Raw genomic sequence first — 16,511 nt, 5'->3', positions numbered from 1 at the left:
TCTGTGACCTTAAAAAATAAATAACCATGAAAAAAGAAGTATTAGTAGAAAAGGCATACGAAATCGCAAAAGAGCGTTATGCAGCAGTTGGTGTGGATGTTGATAAAGTTTTGGCGAAAATTCAGGAAGTATCCATATCGCTTCATTGCTGGCAGACAGACGATGTGGTTGGTTTCGAAAATTTGGGAAATATTGGCGGCGGTGGTATTCAGGCGACCGGAAACTATCCGGGTAGAGCTCGTAATATAGATGAAGTACGTACCGATATTGAAGAAGTGTTGAAATATGTAGGTGGTAACCATCGTTTCAATTTACATGCCATATATGGAGATTTTGGTGGAAAGGCTGTTGATAGAGACCAAATTCTACCCGAGCATTTTACAAGCTGGATGGATTGGGCAAAAGAAAAGAATCTGAAACTGGATTTCAATTCAAGCTCGTTCGGACATCCTAAGAGTGGTGATTTAACTCTTGCTAACCCTGATAATTCGATCCGTGAATTTTGGATCGAGCATACAAAACGTTCACGTGCCATATCGGAGGCAATGGGTAAATTTCAAAACGACCCTTGTATTATGAATTTATGGATACACGACGGAAGTAAAGATATTACCGTAAATCGTTATAAATACCGTCAGATATTAGAGCAATCGTTAGATAATATATTCTCTACCGAATATAAAAACATGAAAGATTGCATCGAATCTAAATTGTTTGGTATTGCATTGGAAAGTTACACGGTTGGTTCTCATGACTTCTACATGGGATATGGTGTGAAGAACCAAAAAATGGTAACATTAGATACAGGTCACTTCCATTTGTCGGAAAGTGTTGCCGATAAGATTTCGTCTCTATTGCTTTATACTCCTGAGATTATGCTTCATGTAAGCCGCCCTGTACGTTGGGATTCGGATCACGTGGCTATCTTGAATGATGAAACTATCGATCTAGCTAAAGAAATAGTAAGAGCAGATGCTTTGAAGAGAGTACATATCGGTCTCGATTTCTTCGATGCTTCTATCAACCGTATTGGTGCTTATGTAATCGGTATCAGAGCTACTCAAAAAGCATTTCTTCAGGCGTTGCTCGAACCGCTTAATATCCTTCGTGAATATGAGTCGAAAGGACAATATTTCGAAAGGCTTGCACTTCTTGAAGAATCTAAAGGTCTTCCCTGGAATGCTGTTTGGGATTATTTCTGTTTGAAAAACAATGTTGCCGTAGGTGAAGATTTTATTCCTTTGGTTCAACAATACGAAAAAGACGTAACATCTAAACGATGAATACATTAATAGGTCTCGTTATAATAGCGATAGGAAGTTTGGGTCAATCCAGCTCATACGTTCCCATTAATAAGGTCAAAGATTGGTCTTGGGAAAATTTCTGGTTGGTACAAGGGGTGTTTGCATGGTTAGTATTCCCTTTCTTGGGAGCTTTATTGGCTACAAACTTCCAGTCGTTAATTGACGTATATTCGATAGAATCTGCGGCTACCTTGGAAACCATTTTCTATGGTGTTTTATGGGGCATTGGAGGTTTGACTTTCGGTTTGAGTATGCGTTATCTGGGAGTGGCATTAGGTCAATCTATCGCCTTGGGTACTTGCTCGGCTTTCGGAACACTTATTCCTGCTGTGCTTAGCGGTAACGATTTACTGTCGGGCGATGGAGTAATTCTACTCATAAGTGTTTGTATCACTTTGGCAGGTATTGCAACGATTGGCTATGCAGGTTCTTTGAGATCGAAGGATATGACCGAAGAAGAAAAGAAGAAAGCTGTCAAAGACTTTGCCCTGAAAAAAGGATTGCTTGTAGCTCTGCTTGCAGGTGTAATGAGTGCCTGTTTCAGCTTGGGATTGAATGCGGGTGAACCTATTCAGCAAAGAGTAATGGAGCTTGGAGCAAATTCATTCTTTGCCCAGAATCCCGTAACTCTTCTGGTGACAATCGGAGGATTTCTGACTAACCTTATATATTGTGTATGGCAGAATAAAAAGAATGGTACTTCGGGACAAATATTTACTACTCCTTCGGGTTTATTGGTGCGGAATACTTTATTCTGTGCCTTGGCGGGTATATTATGGTATTCTCAGTTTTTTGCATTGGGAATGGGTAAAAGCTTCTTCGAACCGGGCAGTATTATGATTGCTTTCTCGTGGAGTATACTTATGTCGCTCAATGTAATATGCAGCAATATCTGGGGTATTGTACTGAAAGAATGGAAAGGTACAGGTCAGAAAACAATTATGGTACTCATACTGGGTATGGCTATACTTATATTTTCATTAGTGCTGCCTAACCTTTTGTGAGATGTGTATGTTTAATGTTCTATTTTTACTAACGCACCCTATGGGTTTGTTTTTCATTTTGCTTTGATGCAAAACGAAACAAAAGATCAAGACTATGCCTCTTTGCCCGACCCGCTACGGACTCGAAAGCTAAAACAAAAGAAAAACATTTGAGGCTGATACCCTTTTGTTTCTTAACGCTTTCTTCATCCTGCGGGTACCCCGTGCAACCAGCAAGGTCGTAGAGCCTGACGGACAAAAGCCTTTTGCAGGCGTCAGCCCCGGTGCATCAGTGGCACAGCCGTTGGCTGACAAGCGAAGCAGGCGTAAAACTAAACGTGCCGAAAGGCAATAAGTTTAGTTTAGCCTGCAAGCTTTAGGTCAGACAGGCGAGACACGCAGCACAAAGCCTTTTTGATTCCTTTTGCGGCTTTGGGCAAAAGGAATACAAGCAATCTCTGATTGCGCGTAGTAAAATAATAAAATAGAACATATAATATCAACTACCAATTGGCATTAGTTATAACTTAAAAATATAACATTAAAGTATTACTTAAATAGGTCTGTGACCTTAAAACTGAAAACGAAATGAAATCAATATTAGATAATCGTCCCGAACTAGCCAAAAAAGTATGGGAAGTGGCAGAAGTAGCAGGCTACCTTTGGCAAAAAGGATGGGCTGAACGCAATGGCGGAAATATTACCATAAATATCACCGATTTAGTGGATGATGAAATCAGAAACATGAAACCGATCAGTGAGAAATATGTAATTGGAAAAGTTCTTCCTAATTTGAAAGGGTGCTATTTCTTCTGTAAGGGAACCAATATGCGTATGCGTGATTTGGCTCGTTGGCCTATGGAAAACGGTTCAGTAATTCGTATTGGAGACGATTGTAACAGCTACGAAATTATAGCGGATAATCCCGTTCGCCCGACATCTGAACTTCCATCGCATCTATCCATGCACGATTATATGATCGGTAGCGGTTCTAATTATAAGGCGGCGTTACATACGCATCCTATTGATTTGATAGCTATGACTCATAACCGAGCATTTTTAGAAAAAGATAAGCTTACTTATCTTCTTTGGAGTATGATTCCCGAAACCAGAGCTTTCTGTCCCAAAGGATTAGGTATTATACCTTATCTAATGCCTAGCTCTATAGAGTTGGCGGAGGCTACAGTAAAAGCACTGGAAAATTACGATGTGGTAATGTGGGAAAAGCATGGAGTGTGTTCCATTAGCGAAAATATCATGGAAGCATTCGATATGGTGGATACTCTTTCGAAATCGGCGCAAATATATCTGACAGCTAAGTCGATGGGCTTCGAGCCCGAAGGTACTTCGATGGCAGATATGCAAGCTTTAAAAGAGGCTTTCAATTTACCTAAATAATGTATATATGCTTTCGTGTAGGGATGGGCAGTCTCATCTCTATATTAAAGCAATATTTATCAGGTTTTATCTATCTATAAATTAGTTGCCGATTGGGATAGCCTTATTTATTTGGCTGTATATAGCATAACATATTTATCAGTCTCTGCAACGAAAAAAGTAACACCATAAAATAGAAAAAGAGACTTATATAAAAAGTGTCACTTTTGTTACTTTTGTAACCTTTTTATTTGTTGTTTGTTGATTTATAGTATTTTAGAGAAAACCGAAAAGTGACACTTTTGTAGAAGTATTTGTCACCTTATTGATTACTTTTTGTAACGAATGATACCTGATTGTAGAATTATTTCGATCGCAGATTGGCAATCATTTTCAAATTTTTAATAGTTAACCTTATGTACCGAAAATCACTAATAGTTGCTTTTGCTCTTTTTACGGCACTGGCTGCTTATTCTCAGGCAACTCAATCGGCAGATAAAATAGCAATAGCTATTGCCGACAGAATTATGTCGGAGACGCCTTACACCTTTGTTGATACAAAGACAGAGAAAACTTATACCAACCTTAAGAATGTTCCATTTTCTATGGATATTAAGGTTCAGAACGAATATAACGACTGGCATTATACAAATGGAGTTTTGAATATTGCTCTGTTGGAACTTGCAGATAAAACCAAATCAAAGAAATACGAAGATTATGTTTTCAAGAATATGAATTTTGTTTTTGATGAGAATAATCTCGGTTTCTTCAAGAAACAATACGATCAGGCATTTAGCGAAGGAGGCTGGCGGGCTATTCGCAAACTGACATGGCACATGATATTCAGAGCCAAGAGGCTTGATGACAACGGTCCGATGGGTGCAAGTCTGATTGAGCTTCAAATGCGTAAACCGAACAAGGCATTTCTCAATTATATAAATGAGACTAACGATCATTTGATGTATGCAGAACCTCGTTTACAAGATGGAACGATAGCACGACTTTGGCCTCACGAAAATACAATCTGGGCAGATGACTTATTTATGGGAGTCGCCTTTCTTTGCCGTATGGGTAAAATGACAGGAGATACAAAATATTTTGACGATGCAGCCAATCAGGTCTTGAATTATACAAACTATCTATGGCATCCCGAAAAGCAAATCCATTATCATTGCTACCATACAGATACCAAGGAACATGGTGTTGCACATTGGTCTAGAGCCAATGGATGGATTTTAATGGCACAAGCCGACCTGTTGACCATGCTACCAAAAAATCATCCTAAGAGACAGGCTTTGATCGAAAACTTCAAACAACAAGTGAGTGGGGTAGCCCGTTATCAAGGAAAGAATGGTTTGTGGTATCAGATATTGGATAAAACCGATTCGTATGAAGAGATAACAGGTACTGCTATGTTTGTATTCGGTATTGCCCGGGGAGTAAGAGAAGGCTGGATAGATAAAGATTTTATTTATGTTGCAGAGCAGGGTTTGAAGGGGATGATGACAAAAATGACTGATGAGGGTGATGTTACTGCTATTTGTGTGGGAACGGGTATTATGCCTTCATTATCATTTTATTATAACCGGAAAACACAAGAGAATGCCCCTATGGGAGAAGGGCCTGTATTGCGTGCTTTAGTCGAAATGTCGGATGCGATTAAATATTCTGAAATATCAGCAGATGATCAGTATGGTAAAATTGTGATAAAAAAATAATACCTTTAAGAGCTTGATTCATTGTTGGATCGAGCCCTTAATCTATCTACATATGATGCGCCTTAATGATTTTGGTGTTAACTTTAAATACTTACTGGTTAGTGAGCGGGATAAACAATTTGGCTTATGGGTAAATACGGTCGGATTTCAGCCTATCCCAAAAGGAGGAAAATACCCTTTGACAAACCATCCTTCCGACTACTTTTTTAATACGGCTAAAGGTCGGGTTCTCCGTGAATACCAATTACTTTATATAACGAAAGGGGAAGGTTTTTTCGAGTCTGATTCTACCAAGAAAAGAAAAGTGGAAAAAGGTTGCCTCATTATGCTTTTTCCCAATCAATGGCATACCTATAGTCCGCTTTCCGATAGTGGATGGAATGAATATTATATTGGCTTCGAAGGTCCTATAATCGATAACCTTGTTCAGGCATCATTTTTTACGAAAGAGAATCCTGTATTGGAAGTTGGTTTTCAGGATAACCTGGTGAACCTTTTCTCCCGTGCTATCGAAACAGCCAAAGAAGATAAAATTGCTACTCAGCAATATCTGGCAGGCGTTGTGTTGCATATTTTGGGTAAGGTGTTATCTGTATCGAAAAATATAGTAACCGAGAATGCCGAGATTTATCAGAAAATAGAACGGGCTAAAATTATCATGTCTGAGAATATCTACAAGGATGTTGCCCCCCAGCAAATTGCCGAAAAACTGAATGTCAGCTATTCGTGGTTTCGTAAAGTATTCAAGAATTATACAGGATATGCCCCTACACAATATTTTCAGGAGTTGAAGATCAATCAGGCAAAACATCTTCTGGCTGAAACATCACAATCGGTCAAAGAGATTGCTTTCGAACTGAATTATAATTCAACAGAACATTTCTTCTCTATCTTCAAGAAAAAGACAGGGTTTACTCCGATTGCTTATAGGAATTATCAGCGTGGAATAGGTTGACTATTCGATACGGACACATCGTACCGAATTACCCATAGCACGCGAGTAGCCGAAATTATAACTTATAATATCAGTTGAGCCATAAACTTTGTTATAGAAGACGGTGGTAAAAGCCAAATTATCAGAGCCACCCTTACCTATCGAGTTCCAGTATGTACCCATATATCCAACATTCGTTAAAACTCCGTTGAGTTGGTTTCTATATCCCGGACTGGGATAATATCCAAGTTCAGCCCACATAATACCTGTACCTGCAACAAAACCGGGATTTCCAAGATCATACCAGGGCGAACTTGCAGGTTCCGGTGCTGTCCATGGTACTTTCCAACCTGCGGGACAGGGATCAAAAATTCCTTTTGTTATATTGGTACTTAACCATAAACTGTCGTTTCTAAAACCAAGAACATTACTATACCAATCACCAAAATTCCCTGTAGATAAATAGAAAGTCGAGGGATTTAGTACTGCATTTGCCAAGTTATTTTTAACAGCAACAACGGTTTTGTCTATTGTTGTTACATTTCCATAGATTACAGGCTCTAATGTGACTCCATTTCCAATAGTTTGGTTTGCTCCGGGAAAAGGCATATTCCGTCCCCATTGATACAATAACCCCAGTGAGCCGAGGTCGCCGATAGTGGTATTTGATGCACCGAGATTACGATCCATAAAAGTAAGTCCCTTATATGTTTTGGCATTAACTAAGGGATTATATCCGGTTATCCAGATATGCCATGACCAACGGATTGTGCCTCCTATCTTTACTACGATAACAGCATTTCCTGATCCTTTGGCAGCATCGGTACTAAGTTTGATAATTGTATTATATCCTTGATCGCCCTCTAATAAAGTAATGTTACCGGCTGATATTAAGTCTTGAGTATCTTGCCATAGCAATTCAGCGGTAACTGCTCCAGTAAGTTTTTCATTTACAAAGTCAGGTGTTGAATATGACTCCCAGAAAGCATAGGCTTTGCTAACAGGTATTTCAACAAATTGCCCCGGTTTTACTATATATGAATTGGGGTTATATAATGGATTAATCGAATTATCGATTAACATCCACTTTTGTCCGTTCCATGAATACATTGCAGGGATTAAAGCTCCTCCGTATGTAGTGTTATAAACTGTGAGACCATTATGCAAAAGTTTTACTGCGTCTGTAGCACCTACGACACATGGAGCCAGATTGTCTATTGCTATCAGTGCAACACGTGGTAGCATAAAACCTTTTGTCGAAGTAATATTCTGGCTATCGGGATCCTGCATTTTGAGTTCAAGTAATGCTCCGGGTTGAGGTTCTTTAATTAGTGTAGTGCTGCCTAGACCAATAACAACTTGTGCATTTATATTTAGAATTAATCCCAAAAAGAGAAGTAAGAATATATAATATTTTGTTTTCATAAAGAATTTTCTCTTGTTGTATTAATTACTATCCTCTGATATGATAGACAAAGGAACCCATCGTTTACCGATCCATAGATATGTACCTTTTTGAATATCCAATCCTACTTCTGCTACATTATATACCAATAGTCCTATATGGTTATTTTTATCAATATCAGTTGCATTTGCAACACATGGTTCTAATTCGGTTAACGATTGTAAGGCAACGCGTGGATATAATATCCCTTGTTTGGCAGTACCGTTCGATTCACTTTTTAAGGCAAGTAGTGCACCTGTCTGACTCGTATTAGTAGATCCGATAACTACCTGCTGAGCCTCTATCTTTAGGGCAAATAGTTCAAAAACAATAAGCCCTAAAATGACATACCAATATCTTTTTTCCATAATGGATGAATTCAGAATCTAATTAAATCTTTTCGAAAAACTTCTCAAAAAGATATATATCAAACAACTAATTGATGCAACTTCTTATAATACAACAATTCAATTATAAACTATATCTGTTATGTCCCATCTCTGAATCTTTATAAAAAATAAGTAGACCAGCGATGCCAATTATTATAACAAATGAAATATAGATTTGATTGATAAACAAAGATAATTAAAGAAATTCAAATATATACAACCGATGTGTTGCTTTGACAAATTAAGAATGTTTAGATTTATATACACATTGATATTTTTCTTATATTAAATGATTTAGGAGAAAGATTCTCTGAAGAATATAACCATTTCGAAATCTAAATCTGTCTTTTTGTTCTAATTTAAGCTTGTTTATTTGTATTTATAAGTTGTCATTAAAAATCAATAAAAAGGATGGAGTAACGATTAATTTCATAAAATGCCCTATAGCATTCTTTTAAAAAGAGGATATATAAAAACTTTATGTAAATTTAGAATTTAGGAATAATTTACAAGTTTCAGATCTTATAATATGATATATATAGCTTTACCGGAAGACAAAATAAGAAGGCTTTCTTTTTATTTATCGATGGAAGAATACGTAGCACGATTTCTTAATGAAGAAGAGTGCTTTTTTATGTGGCAGGTAAATCCCACTGTTATCTTCGGGAGAAACCAATTGATGGAGAATGAAGTAAATCTCGAATATGTCAAAGCAAATGGTATTGAAACCTATCGCCGCAAATCGGGTGGTGGATGTGTGTACGCCGATTTCAGTAATATAATGTTTTCATATATCACGACTGATTTTAATGTCAGCTTTACATTTCATAAATATTTGCAAAGGGTAGCTCATACCTTGCAGCAATTGGGAATCAATGCTATTGCATCGGGGCGAAATGATATTACAGTAGATGAAAAGAAAGTTTCAGGGAATGCATTCTATCGGGCAGCCGGAAAAAGTATAGTGCATGGTACAATGTTATTTAACACTGATCTGGAGAAGTTGGTTTTGTCGATAACTCCCAATAATCAGAAACTGATATCGAAAGGTATCGAATCGGTACGAAAACGAGTAACTAATCTATCCGAGCATTTTGATGTTGATATCGAGACTTTTAAAACTTTCGTGAGAACTCATCTTTGTGATAAAGAATATACACTCTCGCAGGATGAAATTGCTAAAATTGAGGAAATCGAAAAAGAGTACTTAAGCGAAGAATTTATTTTTGGAAATAACCCACGTTATACCTTAATTAAAAAAGACTATAGTACTGCCGGCGATATAGAGGTTCGTTTAGAAATAAAGAATAATATAATTAAAGATATCAATATTGTTGGAGATTATTTTTTGGTTGGCGATATTGGTAGTATATTTAAGCTGCTGATAAATAAACCTTATGAAAAACAATTTATAACACAATTATTAGAAGATATAAAACTCGAAGACTATATTTTCAATCTCGATAAGAACCATTTTATTGACATATTGTTTAAAGAAGACACAGAATAAACATAAATCCAATATAAATATGGAAACACTTAAAACCTGCTTACACGACAAACATCTTGCTTTAGGTGCTAAAATGATGCCTTTCGGCGGATTTGATATGCCCATAGAATATACTTCGATTGTTGAAGAGCACAATGCTGTTCGTAATGCAGCCGGAATATTTGATGTCTCTCACATGGGAGAAATACTTATCAAGGGTGAAGACAGCGAGAAATACATTAATCATATTTTCACCAATAATATTTCGGGCGGAGCCATCGGCAAAATTTTCTATGGAATGATGCTTTATCCGACAGGAGGTGTTGTAGACGATTTGTTGGTGTATAAAAAAGGCGATAAGGAGTTCTTTCTTGTTGTTAATGCTGCCAATATCGCCAAGGATTACGATTGGATGGTCGAAAATAGCAAAGGTTATAATGTTGAGATTATCAATCAGTCCGATTATTATGGTGAGGTAGCAGTACAAGGTACTAAGGCATTTGAAGCAATAGAAAAATATATAGGCATAGAGGTAAACGATCTTGAATTTTATACATTCAAAGAACTTCAATATGAGGGTGAGACGATAATAGTTTCACGAACAGGATACACCGGAGAAGATGGCTTTGAGTTATATGGAAGTCATAAATTTATAAACAAAGCATGGGATCTGCTCGTTCAATCGAAAGAAGTACTACCCTGTGGATTGGGATGTCGTGATACACTTCGTTTCGAGGTGGGACTTCCTTTGTATGGGCATGAACTTGATCATGATATTACCCCTCTCGAGGCGGGTTTAGGAGTTTTTGTAAAATTCGATAAAGAAGAATTTATAGGTAAAGACGCCATTGCCAAGCAAAAAGCCGAAGGTGTGAAACGTAAAATAGTAGGTATTGAATTAGTTGATAAAGCAATACCCCGTAATGGTTATGATGTAGAGGTTAACGGTCAAAAAATTGGCTATGTAACTACAGGCTATAATTCTATTTCGACAGGAAAGAGTGTATGCCTTGCCTTGATTGATAGTGAATATGCGACTCTTGATACAGAAGTAGATGTTCGTATCCGCAAAAAGGAATTTAAAGGACATGTTGTGAAAAAGCGTTTTTACGAAAAACATTATAAAAAATAAGTCATCATATAATATTAATATAAAAACATAAAGTTATGAGTAAAGTTATCGAAGGTCTGTTGTATACAGATTCACATGAGTGGGTGAAAGTCGAAGGAGAATATGCTTATATTGGTATTACCGATTTTGCACAACATCAACTTGGTAATATTGTATATGTAGACATTCCCGAAGTAGGTGATGAAATAAAACAAGGAGAAGAGTTTGGTGCCGTTGAGAGTGTAAAAGCTGCCAGCGATTTATTATCTCCGGTAAGCGGCGAAATTGTTGAAGTAAACGAGAAACTTACGGATGAACCTGAGTTGATCAATAAAAATGCTTTTGACAGCTGGATGCTGAAAGTAAAACTGTCAGATGCTGCTGAATTAAAGAGCCTGATGGATAGCAAAGCGTATGCTGAAATCTGCGATTAAGGCTGTTCTTCTTAATTAAAATAATAAAAGGTCTTAGACCTTAAAATCTTCAAGCTATGTATAAATATTTTCCCCATACAGAAGCTGATATAGAACAAATGCTTAAAAGGGTCTCGGTAAATTCGATAGACGATCTGTTTGCCGAGGTTCCCCAAAGTGTTGTTTTAAAAAAAGAATATGATCTTCCATCTTCCTTATCCGAAATCGAAATAAGAAAGTACTTCGAAAAACTCGGACAAAAGAATAAAAAGCTTACCGTTTTTGCGGGGGCAGGAGCATACGATCATTACGCACCTTCTGTAATTACTCCACTAATATCTCGTTCTGAATTTTTGACGGCTTACACTCCTTACCAACCGGAGATAGCTCAGGGTACGTTGCAATATATCTTTGAATACCAAAGTATGATATGCGAACTTACGGGTATGGAATGCACCAATGCTTCGATGTACGACGGAACAACCGCCACAGCCGAAGCTATGTTTATGGCAGTAGCCAATGCTAAAAAGAAAAATACGGTACTTATTTCGCAGACGGTTAATCCCAATGTTTTGAAAGTTGTAAAAACATACGCAAAATACAAGGGGATTAATGTTGAAGAAATTGCGGAAAATAATGGACTTACTGATAAAGCTGATCTCGAAAGCAAATTAGCTTCGGGTAATGTGGCAGGTGTTATTGTAAGCAGTCCTAACTACTATGGTATTATCGAAGATTATACAGGATATAGCGAGGCTGTACATGCAGCAAAAGCACTCCTGATAATGAATGTCGATCCATCATCTTTGGCTGTGTTAAAATCTCCCGGAGAATGGGGGGCTGACATTGCCTGTGGCGATGGGCAATCATTAGGAATGCCTCTTAACTTTGGCGGATCTTATATCGGTTTCCTTTCTACTAAGAAAGATTTGGTACGTAAATTACCCGGACGTATAGCAGGTGCAACTACCGATGTGGATGGAAAACGTGCTTTTGTATTGACATTACAAGCTCGTGAACAACACATTCGCCGAGAAAAAGCGAACAGTAATATATGCTCCAATCAATCGTTAATGGCATTATATGTAACTATTTATATGTCGTTGATGGGTAAAGAAGGTCTTCGTGATGTAAACAAATTATCATATAGCGGTGCACATTATCTGTACGATCAATTGTTGGCGACGGGTAAATTTACTTCAGTATTTGATAAACCATTTCTAAAAGAATTTGCTGTAAGAACCTCTTTAAATATTGAAAAATTGAGTAAGAAATTACTTGATAATAATATAATGGGAGGTATTCAACTTGGTAAATATAAATCGGGAATGGATGATTGTCTGCTTTTCTGCGTAACGGAGAAACGGAGCAAAGAAGAAATAGATCACTTGGTTACACTAATAAAGGAGGTGTGAGTTATGAAATATTACGATAAATTGATATTTGAAATCTCGAAAGAAGGACGTCACGGTTATACACTGCCTGAGAACCAATTGAGTAAATATTCGGTTGATGATCTTCCATCATCTTTATTAAGAGAAGAAAAAGCACAATTGCCTGAGGTGAGCGAATTGGATGTAGTACGTCATTATACAAATGTGTCGAACAAGAATTTTGGTGTCGAAACAGGATTCTATCCTCTAGGCTCGTGTACAATGAAATACAATCCGAAGATGAATGATGAAATAGCCGGATTGCCTGCTTTCTCGTCTCTACATCCGCTTCAATCCGATGAAACGGTGCAAGGAGCTTTAGAGGTTTATTATAAATTGGCACAATCATTATCCGAAATATCGGGATTGGCAGAATATACATTAAACCCTTATGCCGGATCGCATGGCGAATTGATCGGCTTAATGATAATGCGTCAGTATCATCAGAAAAGGGGTGATCTGAAGCGTACCAAAGTAATTGTACCCGATAGTGCTCATGGTACTAATCCCGCAAGTGCAGCAGTATGTGGCTTTGATATTGTAGAAGTGCATTCAAACGAAAAGGGAACTATCAGTGCTGAGGATTTGAAACCTTTGTTAGATGATACCATTGCCGGAATTATGATGACAAATCCTAATACCTTAGGTATTTTCGAAACTGAGATTCTTGAAATAGCTAATCTGGTTCACGAAGCTGGAGGATTACTCTATTATGATGGAGCAAACCTTAATCCATTGTTAGGTAAATGCCGTCCCGGAGATATGGGATTCGATATAATGCATATCAATCTGCACAAAACATTCTCTACCCCTCACGGTGGAGGAGGGCCCGGAAGCGGTCCTGTTGGGGTGACTAAAGCATTGGTTGATTATTTGCCCAATCCACGTGTGAAGAAAGACGGAGATCGGTATTATATAGATAATGGTGATGATTCTTTGGGCAGTATATCTGGTTTTCTAGGTAACTTTTCGGTGTATATAAGAGCATATACTTATATCCTTTCATTAGGAAAAGACAATCTAAAAAATGTAGGACCATTGGCAACCTTAAATGCAAATTACATCAAAGAGTCTTTGAAGCAACATTATTATTTACCGATTGAGGGAATTTGCAAACACGAATTTGTCTTCGATGGTTTGCTTGATAAATCGACAGGAGTAACTACTTTGGATATTGCCAAACGATTGCTCGATTATGGTTTTCATGCACCAACCGTTTACTTCCCGTTGTTGTTTTCTCAATCTATAATGATTGAGCCAACAGAAACAGAATCATTGGATACACTCGATTCATTTATTGAAGTAATGAAGAAGGTAGCTGTCGAAGCAAAAGAAGATCCCGAAATGGTGAAGAATGCTCCTTATACAACTCCAGTCAGGAGATTAGATGAGACTACAGCAGCTAAAAAGCCAATGCTTATTTATAAGGATTTGCTTTAAGGTTATACTTACTTTACCGAAACAATAAAAAGGTTTCAGACCTTAACTCTTATTGATGGTTAATGACTATATTGTTATTTATATTGATAATTTCTATAAGTCATTAACCATTTTTACTAGCTTATAATCATCTCAAAGAGAGTAACACAACTCAAATACTTACCTTAATTAAGAACTAAATATTTCTATTATTGTTTATTACTAGGTGCTGTGTGATATTTATTTCTATCTTGCTCAGCATAAACTAGTTTATATAACATTTTATAACAATAATAGATATATGTTCTTTTATTGTTAACTATATCTCAAATTTATTATGGAATACGATATTGCTATTATTGGAGGAGGACCGGCAGGATATAATGCTGCTGAGAAAGCCGTTGCAGGAGGATTAAAAACCGTCTTGTTTGAAAAGAAAGCTCTAGGAGGAGTTTGTCTTAATGAGGGATGTATCCCTACGAAAACATTACTGTATTCGGCAAAAATCTTAGATAATATTAAAGGTGCATCTAAATACGGAATTTCCGTTGAAGGTAACTCAGGTTTCGATCTGGGTAAAGTTATTGGTCGTAAAGACAAAGTTGTAAAACAACTGACCGCAGGTGTTAAAATGAAATTAACCGGAGCGGGAGTCGCTATCGTAGAAGGTGAAGCACTAATACAAGGCGAAGCGAATGGACACATTCAGATTACATCCGCAGGACAAACCTACTCGGTGAAGTACCTTTTGGTTTGTACAGGTTCCGAAACAGTAATTCCTCCAATCAAAGGATTATCTGAAATTAGCTATTGGACATCAAAAGAAGCTCTTGAGATAAAAGAACTTCCTGCCTCTCTAGCCATTATCGGTGGAGGTGTTATCGGTATCGAGTTTGCATCCTTCTTCAATAGCATGGGTGTAAAAGTGAGTGTTATCGAAATGATGCCCGAAATACTTGGTGTTATGGATAAAGAGACTTCTGCTATGCTTAGAAAAGACTATGCAAAAAGAGGAATTGAATTTTATCTGAATACCAAAGTTATTGAAGTTTCAGCTACCGAAGTTACTATCGAAAAAGATGGTAAAACACAAAAAGTAAAGACTGATAAAATATTAGTAAGTGTAGGACGAAAAGCCAATATCACAAACGTAGGTTTAGAAAGTCTTAAAGTCGAACTTCTGAGAAATGGAGTAAAAGTAAACGAATATATGCAGACTTCTCACCCACGTGTATATGCTTCCGGTGATATAACAGGCTATTCGATGTTAGCTCATACGGCTATCCGTGAAGGTGAAGTTGCAATTAATCATATCCTGGGTATTGACGATGTAATGAGTTACAAAGCTGTTCCCGGAGTAGTATATACTAATCCCGAATTGGCTGGAGCAGGAAAAACCGAAGAAGAGCTTAAAGCAGCAGGAATACCTTATAGTGTTCTAAAATTGCCGATGGCTTACTCAGGGCGTTTTCTAGCCGAAAATGAAGGAGGTAGCGGATTATGTAAACTTATCGTAAACGGAGACGATCAGATAATAGGATGTCACATATTGGGTAACCCCGCATCAGAACTTATTGTTCTGGCAACGGTAGCTATCGAAAAAGGTTATACCGTTGAAGAATTCCAAAAGATAGTATTCCCTCACCCAACAGTGAGCGAAATTATCCGTGAAACTTTATTTGCCAAATCCTGAACCTGAGAAAACGATCTTATGCTTTGTATTAACAACACATGTACTGATGCTTATTTTAATATTGCAGCAGAAGAATATCTACTGAAGAATTTTACAGAAGATGTCTTTATGGTATATCAAAATGAGCCGTCTATTATTCTTGGAAAACATCAAGATGTATGGGCGGAAGTAAATATTGATTTTGTGCGTGATAAACATATTAAAGTTGTCCGCCGATATTCGGGTGGTGGTGCCGTATACCACGATCTGGGTAATATCAATGTGACCTTTATTGAACGCAACAATACTCTTGACTTTGATAAATATACCAATCTGACATTAGATATTCTGTCCAGAATGGGAGTTAATGCACAAGCAGATAAGCGCCGCGGATTAAACATCGACGGACTCAAAATTTCGGGAAGTGCTCAATCTATACATAAGAATAGGGTAATGTATCATGCTACATTACTCTATTCTTCTAATCTGGAATATCTTACAACTTCATTGGAAAGTGGGCATGATTATTCTGAAAATAGTCAAAATCTACAATCAAAGATTTATGTAAGATCAGTAAAAAGTCCGGTTACTAATATCAGTCAGCATATATCTAATCCTTTAGCGATAGAGGATTTAAAAGCATTAATACTGAATGATTTTATAGATAGTAATCCGGGAAATAAGCAGTACAAGTTCAGCGAATTAGATATAGCTGCCATATCAGTATTAAAGGATGAGAAATATGCCACTCCCATATGGAATTTCAATGAGCCTTCTGATAGATAAGTTCTAATGCTGATTTGTCTTTTGTAAGTTGCATATAGA

Annotated in this window: 15 protein-coding genes; 13 read left to right on the top strand and 2 right to left on the bottom strand. The window is 37.2% G+C overall.

Going from position 1 to position 16,511, the window contains the following annotated elements:
- The first annotated feature begins 26 nt into the window (after nucleotides 1-26).
- From G7051_RS00995 to G7051_RS00970, 6 genes are all read left to right on the top strand, one after another.
- Entirely contained in the window at nucleotides 27-1,283 is a 1,257-nt protein-coding gene (locus tag G7051_RS00995; protein WP_166197837.1) for an L-rhamnose isomerase, read from the top strand.
- Nucleotides 1,280-2,308, top strand: a complete 1,029-nt coding sequence (rhaT, locus tag G7051_RS00990) for an L-rhamnose/proton symporter RhaT (RefSeq protein WP_166197835.1) — start codon at nucleotides 1,280-1,282, stop codon at nucleotides 2,306-2,308. Before G7051_RS00995 ends, rhaT begins: the two co-directional genes overlap by 4 nt.
- A 166-nt stretch (nucleotides 2,309-2,474) precedes the next feature.
- Nucleotides 2,475-2,642, top strand: coding sequence for a hypothetical protein (locus G7051_RS00985; protein WP_166197833.1), 168 nt, complete (start codon nucleotides 2,475-2,477; stop codon nucleotides 2,640-2,642).
- A gap of 233 nt (nucleotides 2,643-2,875) precedes the next feature.
- Complete coding sequence (gene rhaD, locus G7051_RS00980) at nucleotides 2,876-3,685, top strand: rhamnulose-1-phosphate aldolase (protein ID WP_166197831.1); 810 nt, start codon at nucleotides 2,876-2,878, stop codon at nucleotides 3,683-3,685.
- A 395-nt stretch (nucleotides 3,686-4,080) separates the two neighbouring features.
- Nucleotides 4,081-5,382, top strand: a complete 1,302-nt coding sequence (locus tag G7051_RS00975) for a glycoside hydrolase family 105 protein (protein ID WP_166197829.1) — start codon at nucleotides 4,081-4,083, stop codon at nucleotides 5,380-5,382.
- A 52-nt stretch (nucleotides 5,383-5,434) separates the two neighbouring features.
- A complete protein-coding gene (locus G7051_RS00970; protein WP_166197827.1) occupies nucleotides 5,435-6,337 on the top strand; it encodes an AraC family transcriptional regulator in 903 nt (300 codons plus the stop codon).
- Here the strand turns inward: G7051_RS00970 and G7051_RS00965 are convergent, their stop codons facing one another.
- Both G7051_RS00965 and G7051_RS00960 read right to left on the bottom strand, forming a co-directional pair.
- The gene (locus G7051_RS00965; protein ID WP_166197825.1) at nucleotides 6,338-7,741 is read right to left on the bottom strand and encodes a hypothetical protein; all 1,404 of its coding nucleotides are present in this window, start codon (nucleotides 7,739-7,741) and stop codon (nucleotides 6,338-6,340) included.
- A 21-nt stretch (nucleotides 7,742-7,762) separates the two neighbouring features.
- Nucleotides 7,763-8,128 (bottom strand): hypothetical protein, encoded by a 366-nt coding sequence (locus tag G7051_RS00960; protein ID WP_166197823.1) that lies wholly within the window; start codon nucleotides 8,126-8,128, stop codon nucleotides 7,763-7,765.
- 550 nt (nucleotides 8,129-8,678) lie between these two features.
- Between G7051_RS00960 and G7051_RS00955 the strand changes: the two genes are divergently transcribed.
- The 7 genes from G7051_RS00955 to G7051_RS00925 all read left to right on the top strand — a co-directional run bounded on the left by G7051_RS00955 (nucleotide 8,679) and on the right by G7051_RS00925 (nucleotide 16,472).
- A complete protein-coding gene (locus G7051_RS00955) occupies nucleotides 8,679-9,659 on the top strand; it encodes a lipoate--protein ligase (RefSeq protein WP_166197821.1) in 981 nt (326 codons plus the stop codon).
- Between the two features lie 19 nt (nucleotides 9,660-9,678).
- Nucleotides 9,679-10,770 (top strand): glycine cleavage system aminomethyltransferase GcvT, encoded by a 1,092-nt coding sequence (gene gcvT, locus G7051_RS00950; protein ID WP_166197820.1) that lies wholly within the window; start codon nucleotides 9,679-9,681, stop codon nucleotides 10,768-10,770.
- Nucleotides 10,771-10,805: 35 nt separating this feature from the next.
- Nucleotides 10,806-11,183, top strand: a complete 378-nt coding sequence (gene gcvH, locus G7051_RS00945; protein WP_166109654.1) for a glycine cleavage system protein GcvH — start codon at nucleotides 10,806-10,808, stop codon at nucleotides 11,181-11,183.
- A gap of 56 nt (nucleotides 11,184-11,239) precedes the next feature.
- Nucleotides 11,240-12,577, top strand: a complete 1,338-nt coding sequence (gene gcvPA, locus G7051_RS00940; RefSeq protein WP_166197818.1) for an aminomethyl-transferring glycine dehydrogenase subunit GcvPA — start codon at nucleotides 11,240-11,242, stop codon at nucleotides 12,575-12,577.
- Between the two features lie 3 nt (nucleotides 12,578-12,580).
- The gene (gcvPB, locus tag G7051_RS00935) at nucleotides 12,581-14,035 is read left to right on the top strand and encodes an aminomethyl-transferring glycine dehydrogenase subunit GcvPB (protein WP_166109648.1); all 1,455 of its coding nucleotides are present in this window, start codon (nucleotides 12,581-12,583) and stop codon (nucleotides 14,033-14,035) included.
- A 316-nt stretch (nucleotides 14,036-14,351) separates the two neighbouring features.
- On the top strand, nucleotides 14,352-15,707 hold the full coding sequence (gene lpdA, locus G7051_RS00930; RefSeq protein WP_166197816.1) for a dihydrolipoyl dehydrogenase: 1,356 nt from the start codon (nucleotides 14,352-14,354) through the stop codon (nucleotides 15,705-15,707).
- Between the two features lie 18 nt (nucleotides 15,708-15,725).
- A complete protein-coding gene (locus G7051_RS00925) occupies nucleotides 15,726-16,472 on the top strand; it encodes a lipoate--protein ligase family protein (RefSeq protein WP_166109644.1) in 747 nt (248 codons plus the stop codon).
- Nucleotides 16,473-16,511: the final 39 nt, after the last annotated feature.

It is taken from the genome of Dysgonomonas sp. HDW5B (assembly GCF_011299335.1).
GTDB lineage: Bacteria > Bacteroidota > Bacteroidia > Bacteroidales > Dysgonomonadaceae > Dysgonomonas_A.
The sequence above is the reverse complement of the archived record's forward strand: the minus strand, read 5'-3'. Positions and strand labels throughout refer to the sequence as shown.

Bases quoted from the DNA above. Each gene is read 5' to 3' on its own strand.
- G7051_RS00995 (WP_166197837.1), top strand. From the start codon at position 27: ATGAAAAAAGAAGTATTAGTAGAAAAGGCATACGAAATCGCAAAAGAG.
- rhaT (WP_166197835.1), top strand. From the start codon at position 1,280: ATGAATACATTAATAGGTCTCGTTATAATAGCGATAGGAAGTTTGGGT.
- rhaD (WP_166197831.1), top strand. From the start codon at position 2,876: ATGAAATCAATATTAGATAATCGTCCCGAACTAGCCAAAAAAGTATGG.
- G7051_RS00975 (WP_166197829.1), top strand. From the start codon at position 4,081: ATGTACCGAAAATCACTAATAGTTGCTTTTGCTCTTTTTACGGCACTG.
- G7051_RS00970 (WP_166197827.1), top strand. From the start codon at position 5,435: ATGATGCGCCTTAATGATTTTGGTGTTAACTTTAAATACTTACTGGTT.
- G7051_RS00965 (WP_166197825.1), bottom strand. From the start codon at position 7,741: ATGAAAACAAAATATTATATATTCTTACTTCTCTTTTTGGGATTAATT.
- G7051_RS00960 (WP_166197823.1), bottom strand. From the start codon at position 8,128: ATGGAAAAAAGATATTGGTATGTCATTTTAGGGCTTATTGTTTTTGAA.
- G7051_RS00955 (WP_166197821.1), top strand. From the start codon at position 8,679: ATGATATATATAGCTTTACCGGAAGACAAAATAAGAAGGCTTTCTTTT.
- gcvT (WP_166197820.1), top strand. From the start codon at position 9,679: ATGGAAACACTTAAAACCTGCTTACACGACAAACATCTTGCTTTAGGT.
- gcvH (WP_166109654.1), top strand. From the start codon at position 10,806: ATGAGTAAAGTTATCGAAGGTCTGTTGTATACAGATTCACATGAGTGG.
- gcvPA (WP_166197818.1), top strand. From the start codon at position 11,240: ATGTATAAATATTTTCCCCATACAGAAGCTGATATAGAACAAATGCTT.
- gcvPB (WP_166109648.1), top strand. From the start codon at position 12,581: ATGAAATATTACGATAAATTGATATTTGAAATCTCGAAAGAAGGACGT.
- lpdA (WP_166197816.1), top strand. From the start codon at position 14,352: ATGGAATACGATATTGCTATTATTGGAGGAGGACCGGCAGGATATAAT.
- G7051_RS00925 (WP_166109644.1), top strand. From the start codon at position 15,726: ATGCTTTGTATTAACAACACATGTACTGATGCTTATTTTAATATTGCA.